This window comes from Cellulomonas sp. SLBN-39, assembly GCF_006715865.1.
GTDB lineage: Bacteria > Actinomycetota > Actinomycetes > Actinomycetales > Cellulomonadaceae > Cellulomonas.
Genome location: NZ_VFOA01000001.1, coordinates 3,326,093 through 3,351,128, shown reverse-complemented (window position 1 = coordinate 3,351,128; position 25,036 = coordinate 3,326,093). Strand labels below are relative to the sequence as shown.

Below are 25,036 nucleotides of genomic sequence, written 5' to 3'. Positions count from 1 at the left end.
CGTGGGTGGTCGCGGTCACTGGAAGTCGCGGGAGGTGCTGCGGATGCGCAGGGACAGTGGGCTCAGGTGCTCGGCGACGAGGTTGGTGGCGTCGTCGGCCTTCTCCAGCCGGCCGCGCACGACCATCGCCCGGGCGGTGCGCGCGGTGCGGCGGTGGCGCTGCCACAGACCGGCGGAGCAGACGACGTTGAGCAGGCCCGTCTCGTCCTCCAGCGACAGGAACGTCACACCCTGCGCGGTGCCGGGGCGCTGCCGGTGCGTGACCACCCCGGCCACGGCGACGCGGCCCTCGGCGGCGGTGAACGCGTCCGCGACGCGCAGCACGCCGGCGGCGTCGAGGCCCTCGCGGACGAACTGCGTGGGGTAGGAGTCGACGGACACCCCGGTGGCCCACACGTCGGCGGTGGCGACCTCGACGTCGGACAGGCCCGGCAACGTCGGGGCCCGCACACCGACGGACACCCCGGGCAGCGTGTCAGGGCCCTCCTGGGCGAGCGCCCCGGCGGCCCACAGACCCTCGCGGCGGTCCACGCCGAGGCCGTCGAGCGCGCCGGCGGTGGCGAGGGCCTCCAGCTGGGCGGTGGTCAGCCGGACCCGGCGGGCCAGGTCCCGCAGGTCGACGAACGGGCCGTGGGCGGTGCGCTCGGCGACGAGCGCGGCGGCCACGTCCTGGCCGATCGTGCGGACCTGCGTCAGGCCCTGCCGCACGGCCAACGACCGGGGCCGTGCGGCACCGGTGCCCGTGCGGACACCGGGTGCGGCGACGGGGCCGGTGCCGCTGGGCCGCGGCTGCAGGGGCGGCTCCCCGCCGGGCGGGGTCGGGCCGGTGCGCTCGACCACGGCCAGCACGTCCGAGGCCTGCACGTCCGGGCGCAGCACCTCGACCCCGTGGCGGCGGGCGTCGGCGGCCAGGGACTGCGGGGAGTAGAACCCCATGGGCTGGGCGGCCAGCAGCCCGGCGTAGAAGGCGGCGGGGTGGTGCACCTTGAGCCACGCGCTGGCGTACACGAGGAACGCGAACGAGTACGCGTGCGACTCGGGGAACCCGAAGTCCGCGAACGCCTTGAGCTTGTCGTAGATCTGCTCGCGGACCTTCGGGCCGATGCCCTTGCGGGCCATGCCGTCCATGAGGCGGGCGCGCATCGCCTCCATGCGTTCCATCGAGCGCTTGGAGCCCATGGCACGGCGCAGCTGGTCGGCCTCGGCGGGCGTGAAGTCCGCGACGTCGATGGCCATCTGCATGAGCTGCTCCTGGAACAGCGGCACCCCGAGGGTCTTGCCCAGCGACGGCTCGAGCAGCGGGTGCAGGTACGTGACCTTCTCGCGCTTGCGGGAGCGCTCGATGTACGGGTGCACCGACTGCCCCTGGATGGGCCCGGGGCGGATCAGGGCGACCTCGACGACGATGTCGTAGAACTTCTCCGGGCGCAGCCGCGGCAGGGTGCCCATCTGCGCGCGGGACTCCACCTGGAACACCCCAACCGTGTCGGCGGCCTGCAGCAGCGCGTACACGCCCGGGTCCTCGTGCGGCAGCCCGTGCAGGTCGAGCGTGACGCCCTCGTGCTGCTCGACCTGCGTGAACGCCAGCCGCAGCGCCGTGAGCATGCCCAGGCCCAGCAGGTCGAACTTCACCAGCCCGGCGTCCGCGCAGTCCTCCTTGTCCCACTGCAGGACCGTGCGCCCCTCCATCCGCGCCCACTCCACGGGGCAGACCTCGATGACGGGCCGGTCGCACATGACCATGCCGCCGGAGTGGATGCCCAGGTGCCGCGGCAGCCGCAGGAACCGTTCGGCCAGGTCGACGACGTGCTCGGGGACGTCCTGCGCCTCGCTCGCCGACGGCGGCCGCACCCGCGGGACGACGTCGTGCCGGTCCGCCGACGGCTCCCCCGCGCGCTCCGGCGTCGGGCCCAGGGGGCCGCTGCGCGTCAGCGTCCACCACGGGCTCGGCGCCTCCTCCCCCCGCAGCGACCCCCACCGTTCGATCGTGCGGCTCCACGCGTCCTGCTGCCCCGTGTCGTACCCCAGGGCGCGGGCCGCGTCGCGCACCGCCGAGCGCGGCCGGTAGGTGATGACGTTCGCGACCTGCGCGGCGTGCGTGCGCCCGTGCGTGGCGTAGACGTGCTGGATGACCTCCTCGCGGCGCGCGGACTCGATGTCGACGTCGATGTCCGGCGGGCCGTCGCGCTCCGGGGCGAGGAACCGCTCGAACAGCAGCCCGTGCCGCACCGGGTCGACGGCGGTGACGCGCAGCACGTAGCAGACCGCGGAGTTCGCGGCCGAGCCCCGGCCCTGGGCGAGGATCTGGTTCCGGCGGCAGAAGTCCACCAGGTCGTACACGACGAGGAAGTACCCGCAGAACCCGAGGTCCTCGATGACGCGCAGCTCGTGCTCGAGCTGCGCCCACGCCCCGGGCACCCGCTCGACCTCCGGCGGGCCGTACAGGTCCAGCGCGCCGCGGCGCACCAGCTCGCGCAGCCACGTCGCCTCCGTGTGCCCGGCCGGCACCGGGTACGGCGGCAGGCTCGGGGCCACCAGCGCCAGGTCGAACGCGCACTGCGCCCCCAGGTCCGCGGCCGCGGCGACGGCGTCCGGGTGGCGGCGGTGCAGCGCGAGCATCTCCGCCGCGGAGCGCAGGTGCGCCGTCGGCGGGGGCAGCCACCCGTCCAGGTCCTCCACCGACGAGCGCGCACGCACCGCGGCGAGCGCCTGCGCGAGGTCCGCGTCGCGCGGCGTGGCCTGGTGCACCCCGCCCGTGGCGACCAGCGGCAGCCCGGCCGACGCCGCGAGGGCCGCGAGCGCGTCACCCCGGTCGGTGTCGTACGCGTCGCCGACGACCGTCGTCTCGACCGCCACGTTGTCCCGCCCGAACAGCGCGACCAGCCGGTCGAGCTCGGTGCGGGCGGCCTCGAACCCGCCGGGCGCCACCCCGTGCTGGCCGGACGGGTCGCCGCCGGCCAGCGCACGGCGCACGGCCCCCTTGCGGCACCCGGTCAGCACCAGCCACTGCCCCGCCGCGGCCTCGGCGAGGACCTCCAGGCGGTGGTCGGCCGCCCCCTTGCGGCCCGTGCGCAGGTGCGCCTCGCCGATGGCCCGCGACAGCGCGCGGTACCCGTCGGGCCCGCGGGCCAGCACCAGCAGGTGCTCCGCGCGCGGGTCGGGCACCCCCGTCGGCGGGTCGAGGACCGGCGGTCCCGGCGCGGGGGCGCGCTCGCGGCCGTGCCGGCGGGCGTCCGGGGCGGGCAGGTGCAGCTCGGCGCCGAACACCGTCGGCAGGCCGACCGCGCGGGCCGCCTGCGCGAACCGCACGACCCCGTACAGCCCGTCGTGGTCGGTCAGCGCGAGCGCCTCCAGGCCGAGCCGGGCCGCCTCGGCGGCGAGCTCCTCGGGCTGGCTCGCCCCGTCGAGGAAGCTGAACGCCGAGTGCGCGTGCAGCTCGGCGTACCGGGGCCGGTCAGTCATAGCCGCCCTCGTACGTCCAGGTGCGTCCGGTGCAGGTGAGCAGCACGGCGCCGCCGTCGTCGAACGCGACCTGCAGGTGCGCGCGCACCTGCAGCACCCGCCCCGGGCGCGACCACCACCGGTCCGTCAGCAGCCACGGGCCCGCCCACCCCGCGACGGTCCGGGTCCGGCCGTCGACGACGACGGTGGCCGGTGCCCCGCTCAGCCGCCCGCGCGCGTCGAGCTCGACCGGTCGCCCGTCGCCGGCCCGCACGTCGACGGGCCGCGGGGCGGACGGGACGGTCGCCGGCGGCGGGTCGGGCAGCCGCCCCGGCCAGGGCCGGTCGAGGTCCCGCGGCGCCGCCCCCTGCTCGCCCCACGGGCGCACGTGGAGCTGGTCGCGCACGTCCCGCCCGCCCTGCAGGCTCACCGTGAGCACCCCGGCGCCGCCGACGATGCTCTGCGCCCGCTCCAGCGCCCGGTGCGCGCGCAGGTCCCCGCCCGACGCGCCGCCCCACAGGCGCCCCTGCTCCGCACCCGCCGGCGCCACGTCCAGCGCCGTGAGCGTCAGCCGCACCAGCGCGACCGCCCGCGCGTCGTCGTCCGGGCCGGGGTCGGTCCCGTCGTCGACCGTGTCCCCGGGCACCCGTCGACCACCCGCGGGCACCCGGCCGGTGCGCACCTGCTCCGCCCGCCGGTCACGGGCCGTGGCCACCACCCCCGCGGTCAGCCACCCCTCGAGCTGCCAGCGGATGCGGTCGGTGATGCGCGCCGGCGTCAGCCCGCCCCAGCCGCCGAGGTCCGTGCGCCACGTGCGCACCAGGTCCTGCCCGTCGTCGGTGCGCGCCGCCACCTGCAGACGCCCGCACGTGACGGCGTGGGCCAGGAGCAGGTCGTGCAGGTCCTCCGCCAGGCGCCGCCCCGCGAACGCCGCGGTGTCGACCCGGTCCACCGGCGGGTCCAGCTCGGCGGCCACCTCGAGGTCCGCCTCGGGGCGACGCAGCGCGGGCGGTCGCTCGTCGAGGCCGCGGGCCAGCGTGCGCGCCCACGCGCCCAGCCGCCCGAACCGGGCGTGCACGTCGGGCGCCGGCAGCCCCGCGAGCGCCCCGAGGGTCCGCAGCCCCAGCCGGTTCAGCAGGTCGACCAGGCCGGCCACGTCCGCGGCCTGCTCCGGCGTGACCGTCGCGTGCACCAGCTCCCCGACCCCGTGCGGGGCCAGCAGCACCGCCGACGCCCCGGGATCGACGACCGCACCCGTGCGCGCGGCGAGCACCGCCGCGAGCAGCCCGTCGGCCGTCCCGACACCGCACTCGTGCCCGGTGGCGCGCGCGACCTGGTCGACGATGCGCTCCGCGAGCGCCTCCTCGCCCCCGTGGTAGCGGGCCGCACCGCCCGCGGGCAGCAGGAGCAGCCCGGCCCGCACCACCTCCACCCCGGCGACGACCTGCTCGACCGCGGCCGCGACGGGCTCGAACAGCCGCACGTCGCGCGCGTCGTCCGCGGGCAGCAGCACCAGCTCGGGGCAGCACGCCTGCGCCTGCCGCCGGCGCATGCCCCGGCGCACGCCCTCGGCACGGGCCAGCGCCGACGCCGCGGTCACCTGCCGCCCGTCGTGCACCGCAGCCGGCGCCATCCCCGGCACCCCCGCGGCCGCGGCCGCCGCGACCACCGGCCAGTCCGGCACCCACACCACCGTGGTCCGGGTGCTCATCCGACCAGCCGCAACGTGTCGGTCCGACCTGTGCGACGCGTCGGAGCCGTGCCGCGGCCGGGGCCGGACGGGGCGCCGTCGCCGGGTGCGGCCAGGGGCAGCACGACGTCTGCGACGAGCGGGGTCGCGGACGACCCGCGGCCCGTGCGCCGCACCCGCAGCTCGCGCGTGCGCAGCCGCCCGTCGCCGGCGCCCAGGCCCGTCCACCGGGCCTCCTGCACGGTGAGGACCGTCGCCGCACCGGGCCACGGGACGGTCGTCAGCAGCACGGCGCCGCGCTCGCGGGCGCGGGCGGTCAGGCGCCGTCGGTCGGCGTCGGCGAGCACGGCACCAGGGCCGACGAGGACGACGCCGACGCCGTCGAGGAGCGCACCGAGGACGGTGAGCGCGTCGGGGCCGGGCTGGGGCACGAGCGCGAACCGGTCGAGGACGACGCCGCACCGTGCGGCCGCGAGCAGCCCCAGGTCGGGCAGACCGACGGCCACGGCCCAGTCCCCGCCGGCGCAGGCGTGCGCGAGGAGCGTGAGCGTCAGGGCGGTGGAGCCGAGCACGCTGGTGGTGGCGCCGCGGCGCAGCCCGTCGGGCAGCAGCCGCTCGGTGCCGGGCGGCACGGGCAGCGGCGGGCGCTCGCTGGTGAGCAGCGAGGTGCGCGGCGGGCGTCGTTCGGCGGTCCGGCCGGTGACCGGTGCACGCCCGGCGTCCGGTGCCTGGCCGGCACCCCGGCCGGACGGGTCGTCGCCCCGGACGGCATCAGCGCGGACGGCCTCGGCGGCGCGGACGGTGCCGGCGGCACGTGCGCCGCCCGCCCGACCGGGGACGAGCACGGGCCGCGCCCCGGTGCGCGCCTCGGCCGCAGCCAGAGCCGCCCGCGCCCGCGCGGCCCGCTCGGCCGTGCCCGTCACGCCCACCGTCGACCTCCTTGCTCACGGCCGACAGACCGATCGAACACCTGTTCGATCAGTACACGTCCAGAGGTCCGACGTGTCAATCCGCGCGGGACGGTTCACCCGCTCGGGGCACCGTCCCGGGAGTACGATGTGATGAATCCATCATGCCATCACACCAGATCTGCGAGGAGCCGTGCCCCTGCACGCCCTGGGCGTCGACCGCCCCCTGGCCGAGGTCAAGGCCGACCTGTTCAAGGCGCTCGCGCACCCCGTGCGCGTGCGCACCCTGGAGCTCCTCGCCGAGCAGGACCGGCAGGTCAGCGAGCTGCTCGACGCCCTCGGCCTCGAGGCCTCCCACCTGTCGCAGCACCTGGCCGTGCTGCGCCGCGCCGGCGTCGTGACCGCCCGCCGCACCGGCAACGCCGTGCACTACACGCTCGCGCTGCCCGCGGTCGCAGACATGCTCGCCGCCGCCCGGGCCGTGCTGGTCGACGCCGCGACCCGGCACGCCGGCCTGCTCGACGAGACCAGCACCACACCGGCCGACACCGCCCCGGCCGACCGGTGACCACTCCCGCCGCACCCCCCGCCCGCGAGCTGCTCGCCTCCGCCCGCCGGCGCGCCCTCGCCCTCGCACCGCGCCGCAGCGACTACGCCGACCTGCCCCGCTCGTGGCGCCACGACCTCGTCGCCGGACTGACCGTCGCGGTCGTCGCCCTGCCCCTCGCCCTCGGGTTCGGGGTGGCCTCCGGCCTCGGCGCGGGCGCCGGGCTCGTCACCGCGATCGTCGCCGGCGCCGTGGCCGCCGTGCTCGGCGGCTCCCACCTGCAGGTCAGCGGCCCGACCGGTGCCATGGCCGTCGTCCTGCTGCCCGTCGTCGCCCGGCACGGCACCGAGGCCGTCCCGGTGGTGGCGATCATGGCCGGCGGGATCGTCGCGCTCGCCGGCGTCCTGGGCCTCGGCCGGCTCGTCGCGTACGTGCCGTGGCCGGTCGTCGAGGGCTTCACCCTCGGCATCGGCGTGGTCATCGCCCTCCAGCAGGTCCCCCTGGCCCTGGACACCCCGCCCGGACCGGGCGAGAACGCCGCGCTCGTCGCCTGGGGCACCCTGCGTACCGTCGACCCGTCCGCCGCCGTCGCCCCGCTGGTCGTCGTCGCGCTCGCCGTCGCCGTGATGCTCGTCCTGCCCCGCCTCCACCGCGGTCTGCCCGCGTCCCTGCTCGCCGTCGTCGCCGCGACGCTCCTCGCCGAGGCCGCGCACCTCGACGTCGCCCGCATCGGCCCCCTCCCGGACCTGCTGGCCGCCCCGTCGCTGCCCGTCGTCGACCTCGCCACCACCAGCGCCCTGTTCTCGTCCGCGCTGGCCGTGGCCGCCCTCGCCGCCCTGGAGTCCCTGCTGTCCGCGCGCGTCGCCGACGGCATGGCCGACGACATCGGCCGCACCTCCCCCAACCGCGAGCTGTTCGGCCAGGGCCTGGCCAACATCGCGTCCGGGCTGGTCGGCGGGCTGCCCGCGACCGGTGCCATCGCCCGGACCGCCGTCAACGTGCGCACGGGTGCCCGCACCCGCGTCGCCGCCCTCACCCACGCCGTCGTCCTGACCGCCGTCGTGCTGGTCGCCGCACCGCTGGTCGCGCGGATCCCGCTGAGCGCGCTCGCGGCCGTGCTGCTGGTCACCGCGGCCCGCATGATCGACGTCCGCACGGCCGTGCAGGTGTGCCGCTCCGGGCGCGCCGGGGCGCTCGTGCTGCTCGCGACGCTGGCCGTGACCGTCGCGTTCGACCTCGTCATGGCCGTCGAGGTCGGCGTCGCCGTGGCCGCGGTGCTCGCGCTGCGCGCCGTGGCCCGCAGCAGCGGCCTGCACCGCGAGCCCCTGCCCGGCGCGGACGGCGACACCCTCGGCGCCGACGCCGAGCACGCCCTGCTGCACGAGCACATCGCCGTCTACCGGGTCGACGGGGCCCTGTTCTTCGCCGACGTGCGCCGCTTCCTCGACGAGCTCGCGCTCGTCAGCGACGTCCGCGTCGTCGTCCTGCGCCTGGGCGCGGTGCGGGTGCTCGACGCGAGCGGCGCCCGCGCCCTGGCCGACGTCGTCACCGACCTGCGCCGGCGCGGCATCCACGTGCTGCTCAAGGGCCTGCGCCCCGAGCACCGCCGCCTCGCCGAGGGCGTCGGCGTGATCGACGCGCTGCAGGACCCGGACCACCTGTTCGACGACCTCGGCGCCGCGCTGGAGCACGCCCGCGCGCACGTGCGGGGCACGCTGCCCAGCACCAGGATGGGGTGAGCCGCCCGGCGACCGGCGCCGGGCCGACCCGGAGGTCCCCGTGGCCGCGTCCCTGACCCGCCCCGTCGCACGCGACCCGTACGCGCTGCTGCCCGCGGTGCCCGCCTTCACGCTCACGAGTACCGACTGGGTGCACGGTGAGGCGGTCCCGGACGTGCACACCCGCACCGACGCCGGGCCCGGCGTCTCGCCCCAGCTCGCGTGGTCGGGCTTCCCCGACGCGACCCGCGGCTTCGCGGTCAGCGTGTTCGACCCCGACGCTCCCGGCGTCGCCGGCTGGTGGCACTGGACCGTCCTCGGGCTGCCCGCGACGGTCACCTCGCTGGACCGCGGCGCCGGCACCCCCGACGGCCCCGACCTGCCCGCCGGAGCCTTCCAGCTGCGCGGCGACGACGGCATCGCCGGGTACGTCGGCTGCGCCCCGCCGCCCGGCGACCAGGTGCACCGGTACTTCGCCGTCGTGCACGCCCTCGACACCGACGACCTCGGCCTGGACGCCGCCACCTCGCCGGGTGCGGCGGCCTGCGTCCTGACCTTCCACACCCTGGCCCGCGCGGTCCTCGTCGGCACGTACCAGCAGTGAGCAGCACGAGGGGCTGAGCATCACGAGGCGTGCCACCTGCCCGGGTGACGTCCGGTCAGCCCGGTGGGACGTCGGGCTCGGAGGTGCTGCCGGGGGCCACGGGGAAGCGCTCGGCGTCAGGCAGGAACTGGGTCAGGTCGGCCTCGCCGAGCTGCGTCCCCTCCAGCAGCCGGCGGGCCTGGTCGCCGACGCCCAGGACGATCCCCTGGGGGTTAGTCGTCCGGAACAGCGGCTGCCCCTCGGGGCGGCCGGCGGTGCTGTCCTGGATCGGGGTGGTCTCGCCCGGCTCGCCCGCCGGGACGAGGAAGAACACCCCGGCCAGGTCGGCGGGGAGGTGCTCCTCGTACACCTGGGCCTCGACCCCGCCCGGGGACGGCAGCTCCACGTAGACGACCCCGTCCGCACCGTCAGGAAGTGTCCCGACGTGCACGTCGGTGACCGTGACGTTCAGGACGATCGAACGGTTCGCGGCGGGGTCGTCCTCGCCCCGCCCCCACAGGCGACCGCCGGTCACGGCGCTGATGGTCCCTGCCACGACGAGGTCGGACATCTCGGCCAGCGCCTCGGGCGAGCCCACGGGGTCGTGGTCGGCCGTGGAGCCGGCGAGCATCCCGACGAACGCGTCGGGATCGGCTGCGGTCGTCGTGCTCGCCGCAGCGCACGAGGCCAGCACGAGCGCGACGAGCACGGCCGGGACGCACACCCCGGCCGCGGTCGGACGTCGACGTCGCCCCACAGGTCATCACCTCCCGCCGCTCCCCCGGGCGTCACGTCGTGGCGCCCTTGCCCGAGCAGTGTGCCGACGACCGGCGATCTTGCTCCTGCAGCCCGGCCGCCGTGGCCTAGCCTTGCGAGCCGTGACCACCTCTCCCCTGGGCTCCCTGACGTGGGAGCGCGCCGTCGACCGCCCGGACCTGCTCGCGGAGCGCACGCACGCGATGATCAGCGGGTGGGCCGTGGTCGAGCCGGAGGTCGCCGACGCCGTCCTCGTCGCGGCGATCGACCCGGACCTGGCCGACACGGCGGCCATGACCGAGGCGTACGACCTGCCGCTCGCGGCGTCGGTGAACTGCGTGCTCGTGGCCGGGCGGCGCGAGGGCGTCGAGCGGGTCGCGGCCTGCCTGGTGCGCGCCACCACGCGCGCGGACGTCAACAACGCCGTCAAGCGGCTGCTCGACGTGCGCAAGGCCTCGTTCCTGCCGATGGAGCGCGCCACCGAGGAGTCGGCGATGGAGTACGGCGGGATCACCCCGCTCGGGCTCCCCGACGGCTACCGGGTGCTGGCCGACGCACGCGTCGCGGCCGACGTCCCCGACGCGGGCGGCACGGTGATCATCGGCTCGGGCGTGCGCCGCTCCAAGATCAGCCTGCCCGGAGCGCTGCTCCTGCGAGCCCCGGGCGTCGAGGTCGTCGACGGGCTGGCGCTGGCGTAGTGCGGCTCAGCGCCCGCCGGGGCGCAGCACGGCGGTGAGCTGGCGCCGGACCTCGTCGACGACGTCGTCGACGCTGCCGTCGGCGCTCGCGGCCATCGCCAGGAACATCACGGACGACACGACCCGGGCGAGGACCTCCGCGTCGTCGGAACGCCCCACGCCGGGCCGGCGCAGGACGTCGGCGATGGCCTCCTCGGTCCGCCCCGCGATGGTGAGGGCCTCGCGGTGGTGCGGCTCCTCGGGGTCGCCGAAGACCATCTCGCGCAGGTAGGTGCGCCCGTTCTCGACCTGGGCGCGGTTGCACTCGACGACCGGCCGCACCACGGCGAGCACCGCGTCGAGCGCGTCGTCCGTGCGCGCGGCGTCCCGTGCGCCGCGCTCGAGGGACTGTGCGTAGGCGGCGTTCTGCACGAGGAGCAGGAGCTCGCCCTTGTTGCGGGCGTAGAGGAACAGCGTGCCGGCGCCGATGTCGGCCCGCTCGGCGATCTCCTGCGTCGTGACGTCGTCGACCCCGCGCTCGGCGAAGAGGTCGCGCGCGGCGGCCACGATCCGGTCGAGCTTGTCCTGCTTGTTGCGCTCGCGACGGCCCGGCGGGCGTGAGGTGACGGACATGCGGGATCCTCCGGGAATAGAGTGTGAGCACACTCAGTTTCGAGTGGCGTCAGAACCGTGTGGACTCAGGCGTGCGCCTGGCGATTCTCCCACGCGGGGGTCTGGCACCCGCCCGGGACCCACCCGGACGGCGCGCGCACCGCGCGTCCGAGCAGAAGGAGCACCCCCTCATGCCCACTCTTGACGGAGCAGTCGTCCTGGTCACCGGCGCGAACGGCGGCCTCGGCACGCAGTTCGTGCACCAGGCCCTCGCCCGCGGCGCGGCGAAGGTCTATGCCACCGCCCGCACCCCCCGGGCCTGGGACGACGCGCGCGTCGTCCCCCTGGCCCTGGACATCACCGACCCGGAGTCGATCCTTGCGGCCGTGCAGGCCGCGCCCGACGTGACCGTGCTGGTCAACAACGCGGGCGTCACGGTCTCCGCCGGGGAGATCCTCGGCCACACGGACGAGGAGATCCGCAGCAACGTCGAGACGAACTTCGTCGGACCGCTGCTCCTGGCGCGGGCCTTCGCTCCGCAGCTCGTCCGGGCGCAGGGCGCGGCGATCGTCGACGTGCACTCGGCCCTCAGCTGGTACGCCGCCGGCGGGATCTACAGCGCCGCGAAGGCGGCGCTGTGGTCGGTGACGAACTCGCTGCGCCTCGAGCTCGCCCCGCAGGGCGTGCACGTCGTGGGCGTGCACGTCGGCTACGTCGACACCCCGATGACGGCGGGTCTCGAGGTGCCGAAGGCCGACCCGGTGCAGGTCGTGGCCGCCACGCTGGACGCCGTGGAGGCCGACGAGTTCGAGGTGCTCGCCGACGAGACGTCGGTCCAGGCCAAGGCCGGGCTCAGCGCACCGCTCGAGGTCGTCTACCCCGAGCTGGCCCGCACGCGTCCCTGACGCCCGTCCGACGACGCCGCGGAGCCCGGGAGCACCGGGCCGCCGCGGCGTCGTCGTCATCGGGCTCAGCGACCGAGGAACTCGACGAGGAGGGGGGCGAACTCCCCGTGGTGCTGGAAGATCGCGCCGTGGCCGGACCGGGGGTAGATCACCAGGCGCGACCCGGCGATCCGGCGGTGCAGGTCCTCCGACAGCACCGAGGGGACCATCCGGTCGTGGTCGCCGTTGGCGATGAGCGTCGGCTGGGTGATCACGGACAGGTCGGACGGCGCGGAGCGGCCGTAGCGGACGATGGCCTTGAGCTGGGCGCGGAACGCCGAGATGGTGATCGGGTCGTCCCGGTCGACCGTGCGCTCCTCCAGCCGCCGGACGAACGCCTTGCCGGCCGCCCTGCCCTCGGCGTCGCGGGGGAAGAACAGGAACTCCTTGGGGTCCGACCGCGCGAGCGTGGCGCGCAGCGTGTCGAGGTACGTGGTGCCCACGACCTTGTCGATCCCCTCACCCCCGCGCGGGCCCGTACCGGTCAGGACCAGCCGACGGACCAGTCCCGGGTGCTTGACGACGAGGTCCTGGGCGATCATCGCGCCCATCGAGAACCCGACGACGTCGATCGTACGGTGGCCGAGCGCGCGGATGAACCGGTACGCGTCGTCAGCGGCCTGCTCGAGCGTCGGCCGCACGCGCCCGCTCGACGCCCCGACGCCGAGCTGGTCGAACGCGATGACGTGCCGGTGCGCCGCGAGCGGGTCCACGATCCGGGGGTCCCAGTTGTCCAGCGTGGCGGCGAGGTGGACGAAGAGGACCACGGGGACACCGCCCTTCGGGCCCAGCTCGCGGTACGCGAACGTGTCACGACCGACCGTGACGGTGCGCGCGGGCGCGTGGGCGTAGGACGTGACGACGGGCTCGTCGGCGGTGGGGCTCATGAGGTCTCCTGGACGGGGTGGGAGGGGCGGGAGGTGGGGGTCAGACGCGGGAGACGACGGCCTTGCCGCGCACCTGGCCGGCGGCCAGCGCGGCGAGCGCCTCGGGGGCACGGTCGAACGCGTGCTCCTGGACGCGCAGGGGGCGCAGCGTGCCGCTCTCGACGAGCGCGGAGATCGCGGCGAGCTGCTCGCCCGACGCGCGCATGTACAGGAACTCGTAGCCGACGCCGAGCCGGGCGGCCTTCCGACGCACGCCGCCGCTCAGGGCGGTGATGACGAGCCGCAGCACCGGGTTCAGCCCCGCGGCGCGGGCGAAGGCGGGATCGGGCGGTCCCACGATCCCGACGACCTTGCCCCCGGGGCGCAGGACGCCGAACGAGCGCGCGAGGGTGTCGCCGCCGACGGTGTCCAGGACGAGGTCGTAGCCGGACAGCTCAGCCGCGAAGTCCTGGCTCCGGTAGTCCACGACGACGTCGGCGCCGAGGTCGCGCACGTGCGCGACACCTGCGCCGCTCGCGGTGGCCGCGACGTGGGCTCCGAGGTGCTTCGCGAGCTGGACGGCGAGGGACCCGACGGCGCCGGCGCCGGCGTGGACGAGGACCGTGCTGCCCGGCCCGACGCCCCCGCGCTCGACGAGCGCCTGCCACGCGGTGAGGGCCACGAGCGGGAGACCCGCGGCCTGCGCGGTGGTGAGGGAGGCGGGCACGTGCGCGAGGTCGGACGCCGCGACGGCGATCCGCTCGGCGAGCGTCCCGGCCGTCGCCGCGCGGGCGTAGACGCGGTCCCCGGGCGCGAAGCCCGTGACCTGGGCGCCCACCCGCAGCACGGTCCCGGCGACGTCGTGGCCGAGGACCAGCGGCATCGTGGCCGGGAGGATCGCCTTGAACTCACCGGCGCGGATCTTCTCGTCGAGGTGGTTGAGCCCCGCGGCCCCGACGTCGACGAGGACGTCGCCGGGCCCGACGACGGGTTCGGGGACGTCGAGGAGGGTCAAGGGCTGCTTGTACCGGGTGATGCCGTAGGCCTGCACGGGAGTGCTCCTTCAGGGTGGCGTGCTGCGCCCGTCAGGGGCGCAGGAGGTCGGTGACCGCGGCGACGACCGCGGCGTGGTTCTGGAACGCGACGCCGTGCCCGGAGTCCGGGTGGACGACGAGCGTGGCGGTCGGCAGGCGCGCGGTGAGCGCGGTCGCGTTCGCGGGCGGGACCAGGAGGTCGCCGTCCCCGTGCACGACGAGCACGGGCCCGGCCGGCTGGGCCGTGGCGCGCGGCTCGGCAGCACCCCAGCGGTGCACGGCGGCGAGCTGGGCGCGCAGGACGGTCGGCCCGGCCGCGGGCTCGCGGTCGTCCGTGCGCTCGCGCAGGCGGCGCAGGTACTCGCGCGCCGACCGCCGGCCGGTGGGGGTGCGCGTGAAGAACAGCAGCTCGCGCGGGTCGCGCAGCTGCGCACCGGCCCGCACCGCGGTGGCGAGCATGGTGCGCGTCATCGCGGTGAGGCCGGGGCCGCCGGCCGGCCCCGACCCGGCGAGCACGAGCCCGTGGACGAGGCCGGGCGCGAGGTCGACGGCGGCCTGGGCCACCATGCCGCCCATCGACAGCCCGAACAGGTCCACGGGCCCCAGCCCCAGGGCACGGACCGCGGCCACGGCGTCGGCGGCCATGCCCTCGATGTTGTCGCGGGTGCGTCCGGTCGAGCGCCCGACGCCGCGGTACCCGAGCGCGACGACCCGCCGCCCGCGGGCCAGCCCGTCGACCAGCCGGGGGTCCCAGCCGTCGAGCGTGGCGCCGAGGTGGTTGAGGGCCACCAGCGGGCGACCCGGCCCGTCCCCGAGCTCGCGGTAGGAGACGCGGGCGCCGTCGACGTCGACCGTCCGCGTCGGCGCGTCGCGCCACGAGCGGTGAGCCTGCTGCACGGGGACCTCCTCCGACGACCTGACCGAGCACGCTCAATTTTGAGTGCACTCAGTAGACGTGTCAAGGAGGTCGCCGGGTGACCGCGACGACGCACCCGTCGCCGCGGCACCCGAGGCGCGTCAGGACGCCGCGCAGACGACCCCGACGCACTGGGGCGTCTCACCGTTGCCGCGCGCCGTGTTGCCGCCGAGGTCCGTGGCCCCCGGCACGTAGATCCCCCGCCCCGCGCTGCCCCGCACGTCGTTGCCGCCCACGCGGGTCGCCGCGTCGACCGGGTCGAGGACGATCCCCTCGCCGTTGCGCCGCAGCACGTTGTCCTGCACGGTCGCGCCGTCGAGCCACTCCCCGTCGAGGGTGATCGCCTCACCGTTGGACCGCAGCACGTTGCCCGTGACGGTGCCGCCCCACGTGCCGAGCACCACGGCCCGCCGGTTGGCGACGAACGTCGAGGCGCCGACGTCGACCACGGCGCCGCCGCCGTGCACCGCCACGTCGGACCCGACGAACCGGCTGCCGTGCACGACCGTCGCGCCGGTGCCGTAGGTGACCACCGCCTGCGGGTTGGCCGCGAACGTCGACCTGTCCACACGGACGGAGGCCTCGGTGCCGATGACCGCGCGGCCGTTGCGGTCGAACCGGGACCGGGTGATCGTCGCGTCCCCCTCGCTCCACAGCCCGACCGCGTTGTCGGCGAAAATCGTGCGGTCCACGGCGACCTCGGCGAACCAGCCGCCGTCGACGCCGATCGCGGTGCTCCCGACGACGGTCGACCGCGTGATCGTGGTGGGCTTGCGGAAGCGGCCGGTGCCGTCCTCCCCCGACGCGTCGACCCCGGTGGCGTTGGCGCGCAGGCGCAGACGGTCGACGGTCAGCGGGCCCACGTCGGCGTCCTCGACGCCCAGCGTGTCGACGGCCGCGCCCCAGCCCGTGAGCGTGCCGTTGCGGATCTCGACCTCCCCCGCGGAGCTGACCAGCAGCCCCACGCCGGCCCCGGAGCCGCGCAGGGTGTGCCCGCGCAGGTCGAGCGTGACGCCGGGCCCGAGGACGAGCCCGTCACCGGCGCAGGTCAGGTCGCGACGCAGCACGGTGTCGACCGTGAGCGTCGCCCCGCACGCGGGCGGCGGCGGGGCCGCGGCGGCGACGGACGGCACGGCCAGCACCGCGACGCACGTGGCCACGGCGAGAAGAGCAGGACGACGAGACATGGTTCCCCCTGGTGTCGCGCCCGGGACCCCGGGCACGAACCAGAGTGACTTGGGTCACAGGGCGCTTTCCACCGTTTCGCCCGCTTTCGCCCGGGTGAACGTCACAGCCGCGCGAGCGCCTCGTCGACCATCCGCAGACCCTGCGCCTCGAACGGGGCGTCCCCGACCATCCGCGCCCACCCCGCCGTGCAGACCCCCTCGCGCAGGGACGTGACCCACCACGTCGCCGCGTCGCGCGGGTCGCTGCCGTACCCCTCGACGAACGCGTCCGCCAGGGACGGGTCGTCCCGCCACTCCTGGGCGGACATGCGGACGAGGTCGCTCGCCGCGGGGCGCAGCGCGGCACGGCCCAGGTCGATGACGCGCACGACGCCCGCGTCGACGACCCAGTTGCGGGGCTGGAAGTCCCCGTGCGCGGGCACGGTCGTCACCGGCCCGGGTGACCACGCCGCCAGCACGTCGCGCACGCGACGCACGGCGTCGGGCTCCAGCCCGTGCGGGCGGTCCAGCCACGCGAGCGCCCGGGCGTTCTCGCGCGCCTCGAGGTCGGCGTCGACCACCCGCTCCTGGGCGTGCAGGGCGGCGAGCAGCGCGCCGGCCTGACGGTGGACGCCCGGGTCGTGCTGCGCGGGCGTCCCCACCGCGAGGACGCCGGGCACCCACCGCGTGACCAGCAGCCGGGCGCCCGGGTCGGCGTGCACGAGCTCAGGCCCTCGGCCGGCACGGACCCACGGACCGGTCCACCGGCGGTGCGCCTCGAGCTCGCGGGGCAGGTGCGTGTCGTCCGGGCCGGCGGCCTTGACGGCGTACCGCTCCCCCGCGTGGTCGACCTCCAGCACCCGGGTCGGGACCAGCCCCCACGAGTGGTCGGCGAGCACGACCGCCCCGGGCAGCCACACGTCCAGCAGGGTGCGCTGCCGGGCGTCGAGCCGGTCCAGCGGGTCGTCGCCCGGCCCCGGGCCCGCGGACGGCACCGTCACGCGGGCACGCGCGTGGCCCAGAACGCGACGGCCGCAGCAGCCGCGACGTTGAGCGAGTCGACCCCGCCGGCCATGGGGATCCGGACGGTCAGGTCGCCCGCGGCGACGGTCGCGGGCTTGAGCCCGTCGCCCTCCGCACCCAGCACGAGGGCGAGCCGCTCGGGGACGTCCGCGACCAGCGCGTCGAGGTCCACCGCGTCGTCGGACAGCGCGAGCGACGCCACCACGAACCCGGCCGCCCGCAGCGCGTCCATGCCGCCCGGCCACGGGTCGACGCGCGTCCACGGCACCTGGAAGACCGTCCCCATCGAGACCCGCACGCTGCGCCGGTACAGCGGGTCGGCGCACCGCGGCGTGACCAGCACGGCGTCGACGCCGAGCGCGGCGGCCGAGCGGAACGCCGCACCGACGTTCGTGTGGTCGACGAGGTCCTCCAGCACGGCGACCCGCCGGGCGCCGGCTCCGCCGCGCGCGCCGGCCAGGACGTCGGCGACCGACGGCAGCACGGGCCGGTGCATGGCCGCGAGCGCACCGCGGTGCACGTGGAAGCCGGTGATGGACTCCAGGACGGGCTCGTCGGCCACGTACACGGGCACCGCGTCGTCGCCGGGCACGTCGGCGAGCATGGCCTCGACGTCGGGCAGCCACCGCGGCGCCAGGAGCACCGAGCGGGGCCGGTGGCCGGCGCGCAGGGCGCGGCCGAGCACGGTGGAGCTCTCCGCGACGTACAGGCCCTGCGCGGGCTCGAGGCGGGTGCGCAGGGCGACGTCGGTCAGGCTGACGTAGTCGGCGAGGCGGGGGTCGTCGGACCCGGTGACGGGTCGGAGGTCGGGTCGGGCCACGGGTCCGATCCTTCCAGGCGCCGGGCCGTCGCCCGCACCGCGCTGCCCCCGACGACGGCCCCGACCAGGCCCAGGGCGGCCAGGGCGGGGACGACGAGGAACGCGGTGTGCGTGCCGACGGCGTCGGCCAGCGCCCCGAGGACGAACGGGGCGACACCGATGGCCAGCGCCCCGGTCAGGGTGGCCTGGGCCTGGGCACGGTCGCTGCGGCCGGGCGACGCGGCGAGCAGCAGGACCACGGCCAGGGGGTACTGGGCGCCGTAGCCGAGGCCGGCCACGACGAGGCCGGCGAGCGCGACACCCGGCGTGGTCGCGGTCCACAGCACGGCCCAGCCGACGACGGCCAGGATGAACGATCCGGCGAGCAGCCGGGCGGGCGGCACGCGCAGCGAGAGGGGTCCGACGACGAACCGCATCGCGGCCATGCCGGCGACGAGGCCGGCGGTGGTGGCGGCGCCGATGCCGGGGTCGGCGCCGGTCCGCTCGACGACCAGACCCGTCGCCCAGTAGGTGGTGGCGTTCTCCAGGGCGAGGGCGGCGAGCAGCGCGAGCAGGAGCCACGGCGTGGCCCGGCGGACGCGCCCGGCGGGGGCGACGGCCACGGTGGCGGCGACGGGCGCGTCCGTGGGGGTCGGGTCCGCGACGGCGGGCGCGACGGCCGACGCGGCCCCGGCGACCACGGCCTGGGGGATGCGTCGGGCCGGTCGGCCGGTCAGCGCGGGGCCGGTGGGCAGGCGCGCGACGAGCAGCGCGGAGACCACCGCGAGGACGGCGGTCACGACGACGCCCGCACGCCAGCCGATGCCGGCGGTGACGGCCGCACCGACGGCCAGCGGGCCGAGCAGCCCGACCGCGGCGCCGACGCCGTTGGCCTCGGTGACGGCGGCGGACGCGGCGCGACCGTGCTGCAGGGCGAGCCCGACCTGCGCGGCCGAGATGAGCACGTTGCCGCCGACGGACGTCAGGAGCATGCCCGCCAGGGTCCACGGCAGGGCGGGGCCCGTGACCAGGGCGCCGATGCCGAGGGCGACGACGAGCGCTGACACCACGATCGTGGCGCGGCGCCCGAGCGCGCGCACGGTGCGCGGTGTGAGGACGGCGGCGGTCAGTCCGCCGGCAGCCATCGCGGTGCCGTGCAGCCCGGCCTGCGCGCTGGTGATGCCGAGCTCGTCGGCGAGCAGCGGCACGCTGGGGTTGAAGCTGTAGAGCAGCCACCCCCACACGACGAACGGGCCGTACAGGGTCAGCGTGGTCCGGTCGCGGACGAGCCGGGCCGGTGCAGGGTCAGGGGCGGTCAACGTCGTCCTCGCACCCCTCCAGCATGACGGTGCCTCGACGCTGCCCGGACCTGCTGGCCCGGGTCAGGGGGGTGACGTGCTCCACACCGGTGGCCGGACGTCCCGCGGGTGGGACGTCCGGCCCGGGGGTGGGCGCCCGCCCGTCCGGCCCGCCGCGGGACGGACGGGCGGTGCGCCGGTCAGTCGACCGGCGTGGTGGCGGCGGCGAACTGGCTGCGGTAGAGCCGGGCGTACGGCCCGTCGGCGGCCAGCAGGTCGTCGTGCGCGCCCTTCTCGACGATGGAGCCGTGCTCCATGACGAGGATGACGTCGGCGTCGCGGATCGTGGAGAGGCGGTGCGCGATGACGAACGCGGTGCGCCCGGCGCGCAGCCGGTTCATCGCGTGCTGCACGAGCACCTCGGTGCGGGTGTCCACCGAGGACGTCGCCTCGTCGAGGATGAGGATGGCGGGGTCGGCGAGGAACGCGCGGGCGATGGTGATGAGCTGCTTCTCGCCGGCCGACAGGGATCCGCCCTCGTCGTCGACGACCGTGTCGTACCCGTCGGGCAGAGTCCGGACGAAGCGGTCGACGTGGGTGGCGACGGCGGCCTCGACGACCTGCTCGCGCGTGGCGCCGTCGACGCCGTACGCGATGTTGTCGGCGATGGACCCCTCGTACATCCACGTGTCCTGCAGGACCATGCCCATCTGGCCGCGCAGGTCGTCGCGGGTCAGGCGGCGGGTGTCGACGCCGTCGAGGGTGATGCGCCCGGCGTCGACCTCGTAGAACCGCATGAGGAGGTTGACCAGGGTCGTCTTGCCGGCGCCGGTGGGTCCGACGATCGCGACGGTCTGGCCGGGCTCGGCGACGACCGACAGGTCCTCGATGAGCGGCACGTCGGTCTCGTAGCGGAAGTGCACGCCCTCGAAGGCGACCCTGCCCTGCACGGGCTGCGGCAGCGTCGCGGGCTGCGCGGGGTCGGGCTCCTGCTCGTCGGCGTCGAGCAGCTCGAACACCCGCTCGGCCGACGCGACGCCGGACTGCAGCAGGTTGGCCATGGACGCGATCTGCGTGAGCGGCTGCGTGAACTGCCGCGAGTACTGGATGAACGCCTGCACGTCGCCGAGCGTCATCGCGCCCGAGGCGACCCGCAGACCGCCGACGACCGCGATGACGAGGTAGTTGAGGTTGGAGATGAACCCGAGCGCGGGCTGGATGGTGCCGGAGATGAACTGCGCCTTGAAGCTGGCCGCGTAGAGCTGCTCGTTCTGCTCGGCGAACGTGGCCGCGGACTCGCGCTGCCGCCCGAACACCGTCACGAGCGCGTGCCCGGTGAACATCTCCTCGATGTGCGCGTTGAGCCGCCCGGTCGCGGCCCACTGCTGCACGAACTGCGGCTGCGAGCGCTTCGCGATCGTCGCGGCGACGACCACCGACAGCGGGACGGTGACGAGCGCGACCACCGCCAGCAGGGGCGAGATCCAGAACATCATCGCGAGCACGCCCACCACGGTGAGCAGCGACGTCACGAGCTGGGACAGGGTCTGCTGCATGGTCTGGGCGACGTTGTCGATGTCGTTGGTGACCCGGCTGAGCAGCTCCCCGCGCGGCTGGCGGTCGTAGTACGCCAGCGGCAGCCGCGACAGCTTGGACTCGACCTCGGTGCGCATCCGCAGCACGGTCCGCTGCACCGCGTGCGCGGTGATGCGTCCCTGCAGCCAGCCGAAGAGGAAGGCCGCCACGTAGACGGCGAGCACGACGAGCAGGATCTGCCCGAGCCGCGTGAAGTCCACGCCGGCGCCCGGCACCACGCCGGACATCCCGCCGACCATGTCGGCGAACGTGTCCTGCCCGGCCGCGCGCAGCGCCTCGACGGCCTGCTGCTGGGTCCCGCCCGCGGGGAGCACGTCGCCCAGCGCGCGGGACACGACACCGCTGAACAGCACGTCGGTGGCCTGCCCCAGCAGCTTCGGGCCGGTGACGGCCGCGGCCACGGACAGGACGCCGAGCACGAGCACCGCGACGAGCCGGGGCCGCTCCGGGCGCAGCACGCCGAGCAGGCGCCGCAGCGACCCGCGGAAGTCCATCGAGCGCTGGACGGGCATGCCCGCGCCCATGGCCATCGGCCCGTGGCGGGGGCCGCCCGGGGGCGGGCCCGCGGGCCGCCGGTCGGTCGTGGTGCTCATGCCGCCTCCTGCGCGCTCAGCTGCGAGTACACGATCTCCTGGTACGTGGCGTTGCCCGCCAGGAGCTCGTCGTGGGTGCCGTCGCCGACGACGCGGCCGTCGTCGAGGACGAGGATGCGGTCGGCGTCGCGGATCGTCGCCACCCGCTGCGCCACCACCAGCACGGTCGCGTCGCGGGTCCACGGCACGAGCGCCGCGCGCAGGGCCGCGTCGGTCGCGTAGTCCAGGGCGGAGAACGAGTCGTCGAACAGGTACACGCGCGGTCGGCGGACCAGGGCCCGGGCGATCGCCAACCGCTGGCGCTGCCCGCCCGAGAGGTTCGTGCCACCCTGCGCGACGGGGGCCTCGAGCTGCTCGGCGAGCGCCTCGACGAAGTCGCGCGCCTGTGCGACCTCGAGCGCGGCCCACAGCTCGTCGTCCGTCGCGTCGGGCCGTCCGAAGCGCAGGTTGCTGGCCACGGTGCCCGAGAACAGGTAGGGCCGCTGCGGGACCAGCCCGACCCGCGACCACAGGGCGTCCGGCTCGGCGTCGCGCACGTCGACGCCGTCGACGAGGACCCGGCCGCCCGTCACGTCGTACAGCCGCGGCACGAGGTTGAGCAGGGTGCTCTTGCCCGCCCCCGTGGAGCCGATGATGGCCGTGGTACGGCCCGGCTCGGCGACGAACGACACGCCCTGGAGCACCGGCTCCTCCGCGCCCGGGTACCGGAACTCGACGTCCCGCAGCTCCAGCCGCCCCCCGGCGGTCGGGTCGGTGGGGAACGCGACGGGCTGCTGCGGCGGCAGCACGGTGGGCTCGGCGTCGAGGACCTCGCCGATGCGCTCGGCGGACACCATGGCCCGCGGGACCATGACGACCATCATCGAGCTCATCATCACCGCCATGAGCACGAACATGATGTAGCTGAGGAACGCGATGAGCGCACCGATCTGCATCTCGCCGGCGTCGACCCGACGGGCGCCGAACCAGACCACGCCGACGCTGGACACGTTCATCACGAGCATGACCAGCGGGAACATCAGGGCCATGAGCAGGCCCGTGGCCAGCGATGCCGTGTACAGGTCACGGTTGGCGACGTCGAAGCGCGCGGCCTCGGCGCGCTCGCGCACGAACGCCCGCACCACCCGCACGCCCGTGAGCTGCTCGCGCATCACCCGGTTCACGGCGTCGATCCGCTGCTGCATGCGGCGGAACCACGGCACCATCCGCGACACGATCAGCCCGATCGCGACCACGAGCACCGGCACCACGACGAGCAGCAGCCCGGACAACGGCACGTCCTCGTGCAGCGACATGATCACGCCGCCGATCAGCATGAGCGGCGCCATGACGAGGAACACGAAGGTCATGAGCACGACCATCTGCACCTGCTGCACGTCGTTCGTGGTGCGGGTGATGAGCGTCGGCGCGCCGAACCCGCCCATCTCCTGCTGCGAGAACGCCTGCACGCGGTCGAACAGCCGGCCCCGCACGTCACGGCCGAACGCCATGGCGGTGCGGGCGCCGATGCCGACGGCGGCGATCGCGGCGACGACCTGGACGAGGCTCACGGCGAGCATCACGCCGCCGATCCGCCAGATGGTGGCGGTGTCGCCCTGGGCGACCCCGTCGTCGATGATGTCGGCGTTGAGGCTGGGCAGCCACAGCGTCGCGAGGGTCTGCACGAGCTGCAGGACGAGGACCGCGACGACGGCGGCCCGGTAGGGGCGCAGGTGCTCGCGGAGCAGGCGCATCAGCATGGGTCGGCGCCGTCCTTCCGGTCGGGGGCGGGGGGTGTGTCGGTCACGGCGGGAGCGGTGTCGGCGAGGACACCGTGCAGGAGCAGGTCGACCAGGCGGGCGGGTGCCAGGGGCTGGGCGTCGACGCCGCGGCGACGGTCCTGCTCCCCGCGCACGACGACACCCAGCAGCAGCGCGTCCAGCAGCTCGACCGCGTCGGCCACCGGCATGCGCAGCCGCGCGGCGTCCGGGGCGAGCAGACGCGCCAGCTCGTCGTGGACGGCGGCGCGCGCGTCACGCTGCCGCGCGGCCCACGCACGGTGGGCCTGCGCGGCGTCCTCGTGGGCGGAATCGTCGGGGCCGAGGCGGTGGACCAGCGACATCCACACCATGACCCGCTCGACGCGGGCGACCGTGACCTCGACGACCTGGCACAGCCGGCGCTCCAGGGGCGCGCTCGCGTCGATCGCGGCCAGGTCGGCGACCGCCTCGGACGCGTCGGCGGCGTCCAGCGCGGCCTCGCGCAGCAGCGCCCGCTTGTCGGCGAACACCCGGAAGAGGGTCCCCTCGGCGACGCCGGCCGCCTCGGCGAGCTCGCGGGTCGTGACCTCCAGGCCACGCTCGGCCACCACGGGGCGGACGGCGCGCAGGATCGCGCGGCGTCGTTCGGCGGGGGGCAGGGGCGCGGCGCGCCCGGTGCGCTGGTCGGTGGGCACCCGCCGACAGTAAGTGAGTGAGCGCTCACTCAGCAACTGCCCAGGCTGGCGCGGCGGGAGCGTGCCGCCCGGTGCCCACGCCCGGACGGACGACGCGGCGCCGGCACCCGTGGGGGGTGCCGGCGCCGTCAGGTGGAGAGCCGGGTCAGACGGCAGGCCCGGCGGGCGGTGCGTCCTCGACCGGCGCCGCGGCGGCCGGCGGGGCCGTGCGGGGCACCGGGCCGACGCCCGGGCGCTGCCCGCGCTCGGCCGACGGGTCGAACGGCACACCGCTGAGGTTGCCGGCGCTGGTCGCGTCCGCCGTGGCGGCGGCCGACTCGCGCCGCGCCTCCGCGAGCGCCTCGCTCGGGTCGGTCAGCGAGACCGGCGGCAGGTCGCCCTCGGCCAGCGGAGAGCTGCCCGCCGGGCGCGGCGTGTAGTCGGGCCCGTCGCCCTCGCCGCCCGAGAAGCCCTTCGACAGCCAGCCCAGCGCGCCGCTGAGCTCGGCCGGCAGGAACCACATCTTGTTCGACGGGCTCGAGGCGATCTTCGGCAGCGTCTGCAGGTACTGGTAGGCCAGCAGCTTGGGGTCCGCGTCGCCGCGGTGCACGGCGTCGAAGACCTGCAGGATCGCGCGGGACTCACCCTCGGCCCGCAGGATCGCGGACTGCGCCTCGCCCTCGGCGCGCAGGATCGCGGCCTGCTTCTCGCCCTCGGCCGTGAGGATCTGCGACTGCTTGACGCCCTCGGCCGTGAGGATCGCCGCACGGCGGTCCCGCTCGGCGCGCATCTGCTGCTCCATCGAGCCCTGCACCGACGCCGGCGGGTCGATCGCCTTGAGCTCGACCCGGTTCACGCGGATGCCCCAGCGCCCGGTCGCCTCGTCGAGCACGCCGCGCAGCTGGCCGTTGATCTGGTCACGGCTGGTCAGCGTCTGCTCGAGGTCCATCGACCCGATGACGTTGCGGAGCGTGGTGACGGTGAGCTGCTCGATGCCCTGGATGTAGTTCGCGATCTCGTAGACCGCGTCCTTCGGGGACGTCACCTGGAAGTAGATGACGGTGTCGATGCTGACCACGAGGTTGTCCGACGTGATCACCGGCTGCGGCGGGAACGAGACGACCTGCTCGCGCAGGTCCACGCGCGCGCGCACGCGGTCGATGAAGGGGATCAGCAGGTGCAGTCCGGCGTCCATGGTCCGCGAGTAGCGCCCCAGCCGCTCGACCAGCATCGCCTCGGCCTGCGGGACGACACGAACCGCACGGACGAGGGCGACGACGACGAAGACGACGACGAGCGCGAGGACGACGAACGCAGCGATCTGACCCGGCTCGGATCCGGTCATGACACCTCCAGGTGGGGCCGCCGGCGGCGGCACGGTACGGCGACCCGGAGCCCCCGGGCCGAAGTCGGTCGGACGGACGTGCTGTCGTGCACCGGCACCGTGCGGCCCTGC

At 76.0% G+C, this 25,036-nt stretch carries 21 protein-coding genes; 5 read left to right on the top strand and 16 right to left on the bottom strand.

All coding sequences use genetic code 11. From position 1 onward, the window contains the following. Window positions 1–15: 15 nt before the first annotated feature. The 3 genes from dnaE to FBY24_RS15265 are packed head-to-tail and all read right to left on the bottom strand — an operon-like array spanning window position 16 to window position 6,060. Window positions 16–3,462, bottom strand: coding sequence for a DNA polymerase III subunit alpha (gene dnaE, locus FBY24_RS15275; protein ID WP_142161880.1), 3,447 nt, complete (start codon window positions 3,460–3,462; stop codon window positions 16–18). Continuing rightward, the gene (locus FBY24_RS19700) at window positions 3,455–5,152 is read right to left on the bottom strand and encodes a DNA polymerase Y family protein (protein ID WP_142161878.1); all 1,698 of its coding nucleotides are present in this window, start codon (window positions 5,150–5,152) and stop codon (window positions 3,455–3,457) included. The genes dnaE and FBY24_RS19700 overlap by 8 nt, the downstream gene beginning before the upstream one ends. After that, the gene (locus tag FBY24_RS15265; RefSeq protein WP_142161876.1) at window positions 5,149–6,060 is read right to left on the bottom strand and encodes a hypothetical protein; all 912 of its coding nucleotides are present in this window, start codon (window positions 6,058–6,060) and stop codon (window positions 5,149–5,151) included. Before FBY24_RS15265 ends, FBY24_RS19700 begins: the two co-directional genes overlap by 4 nt. 172 nt (window positions 6,061–6,232) lie before the next feature. Here FBY24_RS15265 and FBY24_RS15260 point away from each other — a divergent pair, with 172 nt between their 5' ends. From FBY24_RS15260 to FBY24_RS15250, 3 genes are read left to right on the top strand one after another with little or no spacing between them, the layout of a single operon-like run. Next, the gene (locus FBY24_RS15260) at window positions 6,233–6,607 is read left to right on the top strand and encodes a metalloregulator ArsR/SmtB family transcription factor (RefSeq protein WP_142161875.1); all 375 of its coding nucleotides are present in this window, start codon (window positions 6,233–6,235) and stop codon (window positions 6,605–6,607) included. Continuing rightward, a complete protein-coding gene (locus FBY24_RS15255; RefSeq protein ID WP_255432428.1) occupies window positions 6,604–8,325 on the top strand; it encodes a SulP family inorganic anion transporter in 1,722 nt (573 codons plus the stop codon). Before FBY24_RS15260 ends, FBY24_RS15255 begins: the two co-directional genes overlap by 4 nt. Window positions 8,326–8,365: 40 nt before the next feature. Beyond that, the gene (locus FBY24_RS15250; RefSeq protein ID WP_142161873.1) at window positions 8,366–8,908 is read left to right on the top strand and encodes a YbhB/YbcL family Raf kinase inhibitor-like protein; all 543 of its coding nucleotides are present in this window, start codon (window positions 8,366–8,368) and stop codon (window positions 8,906–8,908) included. A 55-nt stretch (window positions 8,909–8,963) separates the two neighbouring features. On the opposite strand, the gene FBY24_RS15245 is transcribed toward FBY24_RS15250, so the two are convergent. Further along, window positions 8,964–9,644, bottom strand: coding sequence for a hypothetical protein (locus FBY24_RS15245; protein ID WP_142161871.1), 681 nt, complete (start codon window positions 9,642–9,644; stop codon window positions 8,964–8,966). Between the two features lie 121 nt (window positions 9,645–9,765). Between FBY24_RS15245 and FBY24_RS15240 the strand changes: the two genes are divergently transcribed. Continuing rightward, window positions 9,766–10,341: a YbaK/EbsC family protein gene (locus FBY24_RS15240; RefSeq protein WP_142161869.1), complete on the top strand. Its 576-nt coding sequence runs from the start codon at window positions 9,766–9,768 to the stop codon at window positions 10,339–10,341. A gap of 6 nt (window positions 10,342–10,347) precedes the next feature. Here FBY24_RS15240 and FBY24_RS15235 read toward each other — a convergent pair whose 3' ends face one another. Next, the gene (locus tag FBY24_RS15235; protein ID WP_142161867.1) at window positions 10,348–10,953 is read right to left on the bottom strand and encodes a TetR/AcrR family transcriptional regulator; all 606 of its coding nucleotides are present in this window, start codon (window positions 10,951–10,953) and stop codon (window positions 10,348–10,350) included. 170 nt (window positions 10,954–11,123) lie between these two features. Here FBY24_RS15235 and FBY24_RS15230 point away from each other — a divergent pair, with 170 nt between their 5' ends. Then, window positions 11,124–11,837: an SDR family oxidoreductase gene (locus tag FBY24_RS15230; RefSeq protein WP_142161865.1), complete on the top strand. Its 714-nt coding sequence runs from the start codon at window positions 11,124–11,126 to the stop codon at window positions 11,835–11,837. A 65-nt stretch (window positions 11,838–11,902) separates the two neighbouring features. Here FBY24_RS15230 and FBY24_RS15225 read toward each other — a convergent pair whose 3' ends face one another. The 11 genes from FBY24_RS15225 to FBY24_RS15175 all read right to left on the bottom strand — a co-directional run bounded on the left by FBY24_RS15225 (window position 11,903) and on the right by FBY24_RS15175 (window position 24,925). Then, complete coding sequence (locus FBY24_RS15225; RefSeq protein WP_142161863.1) at window positions 11,903–12,763, bottom strand: alpha/beta fold hydrolase; 861 nt, start codon at window positions 12,761–12,763, stop codon at window positions 11,903–11,905. Between the two features lie 40 nt (window positions 12,764–12,803). After that, a complete protein-coding gene (locus FBY24_RS15220; protein ID WP_142161861.1) occupies window positions 12,804–13,793 on the bottom strand; it encodes an NADP-dependent oxidoreductase in 990 nt (329 codons plus the stop codon). 34 nt (window positions 13,794–13,827) lie between these two features. Continuing rightward, a complete protein-coding gene (locus FBY24_RS15215; RefSeq protein WP_142161859.1) occupies window positions 13,828–14,673 on the bottom strand; it encodes an alpha/beta fold hydrolase in 846 nt (281 codons plus the stop codon). A 120-nt stretch (window positions 14,674–14,793) separates the two neighbouring features. Continuing rightward, entirely contained in the window at window positions 14,794–15,879 is a 1,086-nt protein-coding gene (locus FBY24_RS15210; RefSeq protein WP_142161857.1) for a NosD domain-containing protein, read from the bottom strand. A gap of 101 nt (window positions 15,880–15,980) precedes the next feature. Beyond that, window positions 15,981–16,859 (bottom strand): phosphotransferase family protein, encoded by an 879-nt coding sequence (locus FBY24_RS15205; protein WP_255432427.1) that lies wholly within the window; start codon window positions 16,857–16,859, stop codon window positions 15,981–15,983. Next, window positions 16,856–17,701: an RNA methyltransferase gene (locus tag FBY24_RS15200; RefSeq protein ID WP_142161855.1), complete on the bottom strand. Its 846-nt coding sequence runs from the start codon at window positions 17,699–17,701 to the stop codon at window positions 16,856–16,858. Before FBY24_RS15200 ends, FBY24_RS15205 begins: the two co-directional genes overlap by 4 nt. Beyond that, on the bottom strand, window positions 17,632–18,999 hold the full coding sequence (locus FBY24_RS15195) for a sugar MFS transporter (protein WP_142161853.1): 1,368 nt from the start codon (window positions 18,997–18,999) through the stop codon (window positions 17,632–17,634). The genes FBY24_RS15200 and FBY24_RS15195 overlap by 70 nt, the downstream gene beginning before the upstream one ends. Before the next feature lie 179 nt (window positions 19,000–19,178). After that, entirely contained in the window at window positions 19,179–21,167 is a 1,989-nt protein-coding gene (locus tag FBY24_RS15190) for an ABC transporter ATP-binding protein (RefSeq protein WP_142161851.1), read from the bottom strand. Beyond that, window positions 21,164–22,906: an ABC transporter ATP-binding protein gene (locus FBY24_RS15185; protein ID WP_142161849.1), complete on the bottom strand. Its 1,743-nt coding sequence runs from the start codon at window positions 22,904–22,906 to the stop codon at window positions 21,164–21,166. The genes FBY24_RS15190 and FBY24_RS15185 overlap by 4 nt, the downstream gene beginning before the upstream one ends. Further along, window positions 22,900–23,601, bottom strand: coding sequence for a TetR/AcrR family transcriptional regulator (locus FBY24_RS15180; protein ID WP_160158523.1), 702 nt, complete (start codon window positions 23,599–23,601; stop codon window positions 22,900–22,902). Before FBY24_RS15180 ends, FBY24_RS15185 begins: the two co-directional genes overlap by 7 nt. 145 nt (window positions 23,602–23,746) lie before the next feature. Then, entirely contained in the window at window positions 23,747–24,925 is a 1,179-nt protein-coding gene (locus FBY24_RS15175) for an SPFH domain-containing protein (RefSeq protein WP_142161845.1), read from the bottom strand. Window positions 24,926–25,036: the final 111 nt, after the last annotated feature.

Bases quoted from the DNA above. Each gene is read 5' to 3' on its own strand.
- dnaE (WP_142161880.1), bottom strand. From the start codon at position 3,462: ATGACTGACCGGCCCCGGTACGCCGAGCTGCACGCGCACTCGGCGTTC.
- FBY24_RS19700 (WP_142161878.1), bottom strand. From the start codon at position 5,152: ATGAGCACCCGGACCACGGTGGTGTGGGTGCCGGACTGGCCGGTGGTC.
- FBY24_RS15235 (WP_142161867.1), bottom strand. From the start codon at position 10,953: ATGTCCGTCACCTCACGCCCGCCGGGCCGTCGCGAGCGCAACAAGCAG.
- FBY24_RS15230 (WP_142161865.1), top strand. From the start codon at position 11,124: ATGCCCACTCTTGACGGAGCAGTCGTCCTGGTCACCGGCGCGAACGGC.
- FBY24_RS15225 (WP_142161863.1), bottom strand. From the start codon at position 12,763: ATGAGCCCCACCGCCGACGAGCCCGTCGTCACGTCCTACGCCCACGCG.
- FBY24_RS15210 (WP_142161857.1), bottom strand. From the start codon at position 15,879: ATGTCTCGTCGTCCTGCTCTTCTCGCCGTGGCCACGTGCGTCGCGGTG.
- FBY24_RS15190 (WP_142161851.1), bottom strand. From the start codon at position 21,167: ATGAGCACCACGACCGACCGGCGGCCCGCGGGCCCGCCCCCGGGCGGC.
- FBY24_RS15185 (WP_142161849.1), bottom strand. From the start codon at position 22,906: ATGCTGATGCGCCTGCTCCGCGAGCACCTGCGCCCCTACCGGGCCGCC.
- FBY24_RS15175 (WP_142161845.1), bottom strand. From the start codon at position 24,925: ATGACCGGATCCGAGCCGGGTCAGATCGCTGCGTTCGTCGTCCTCGCG.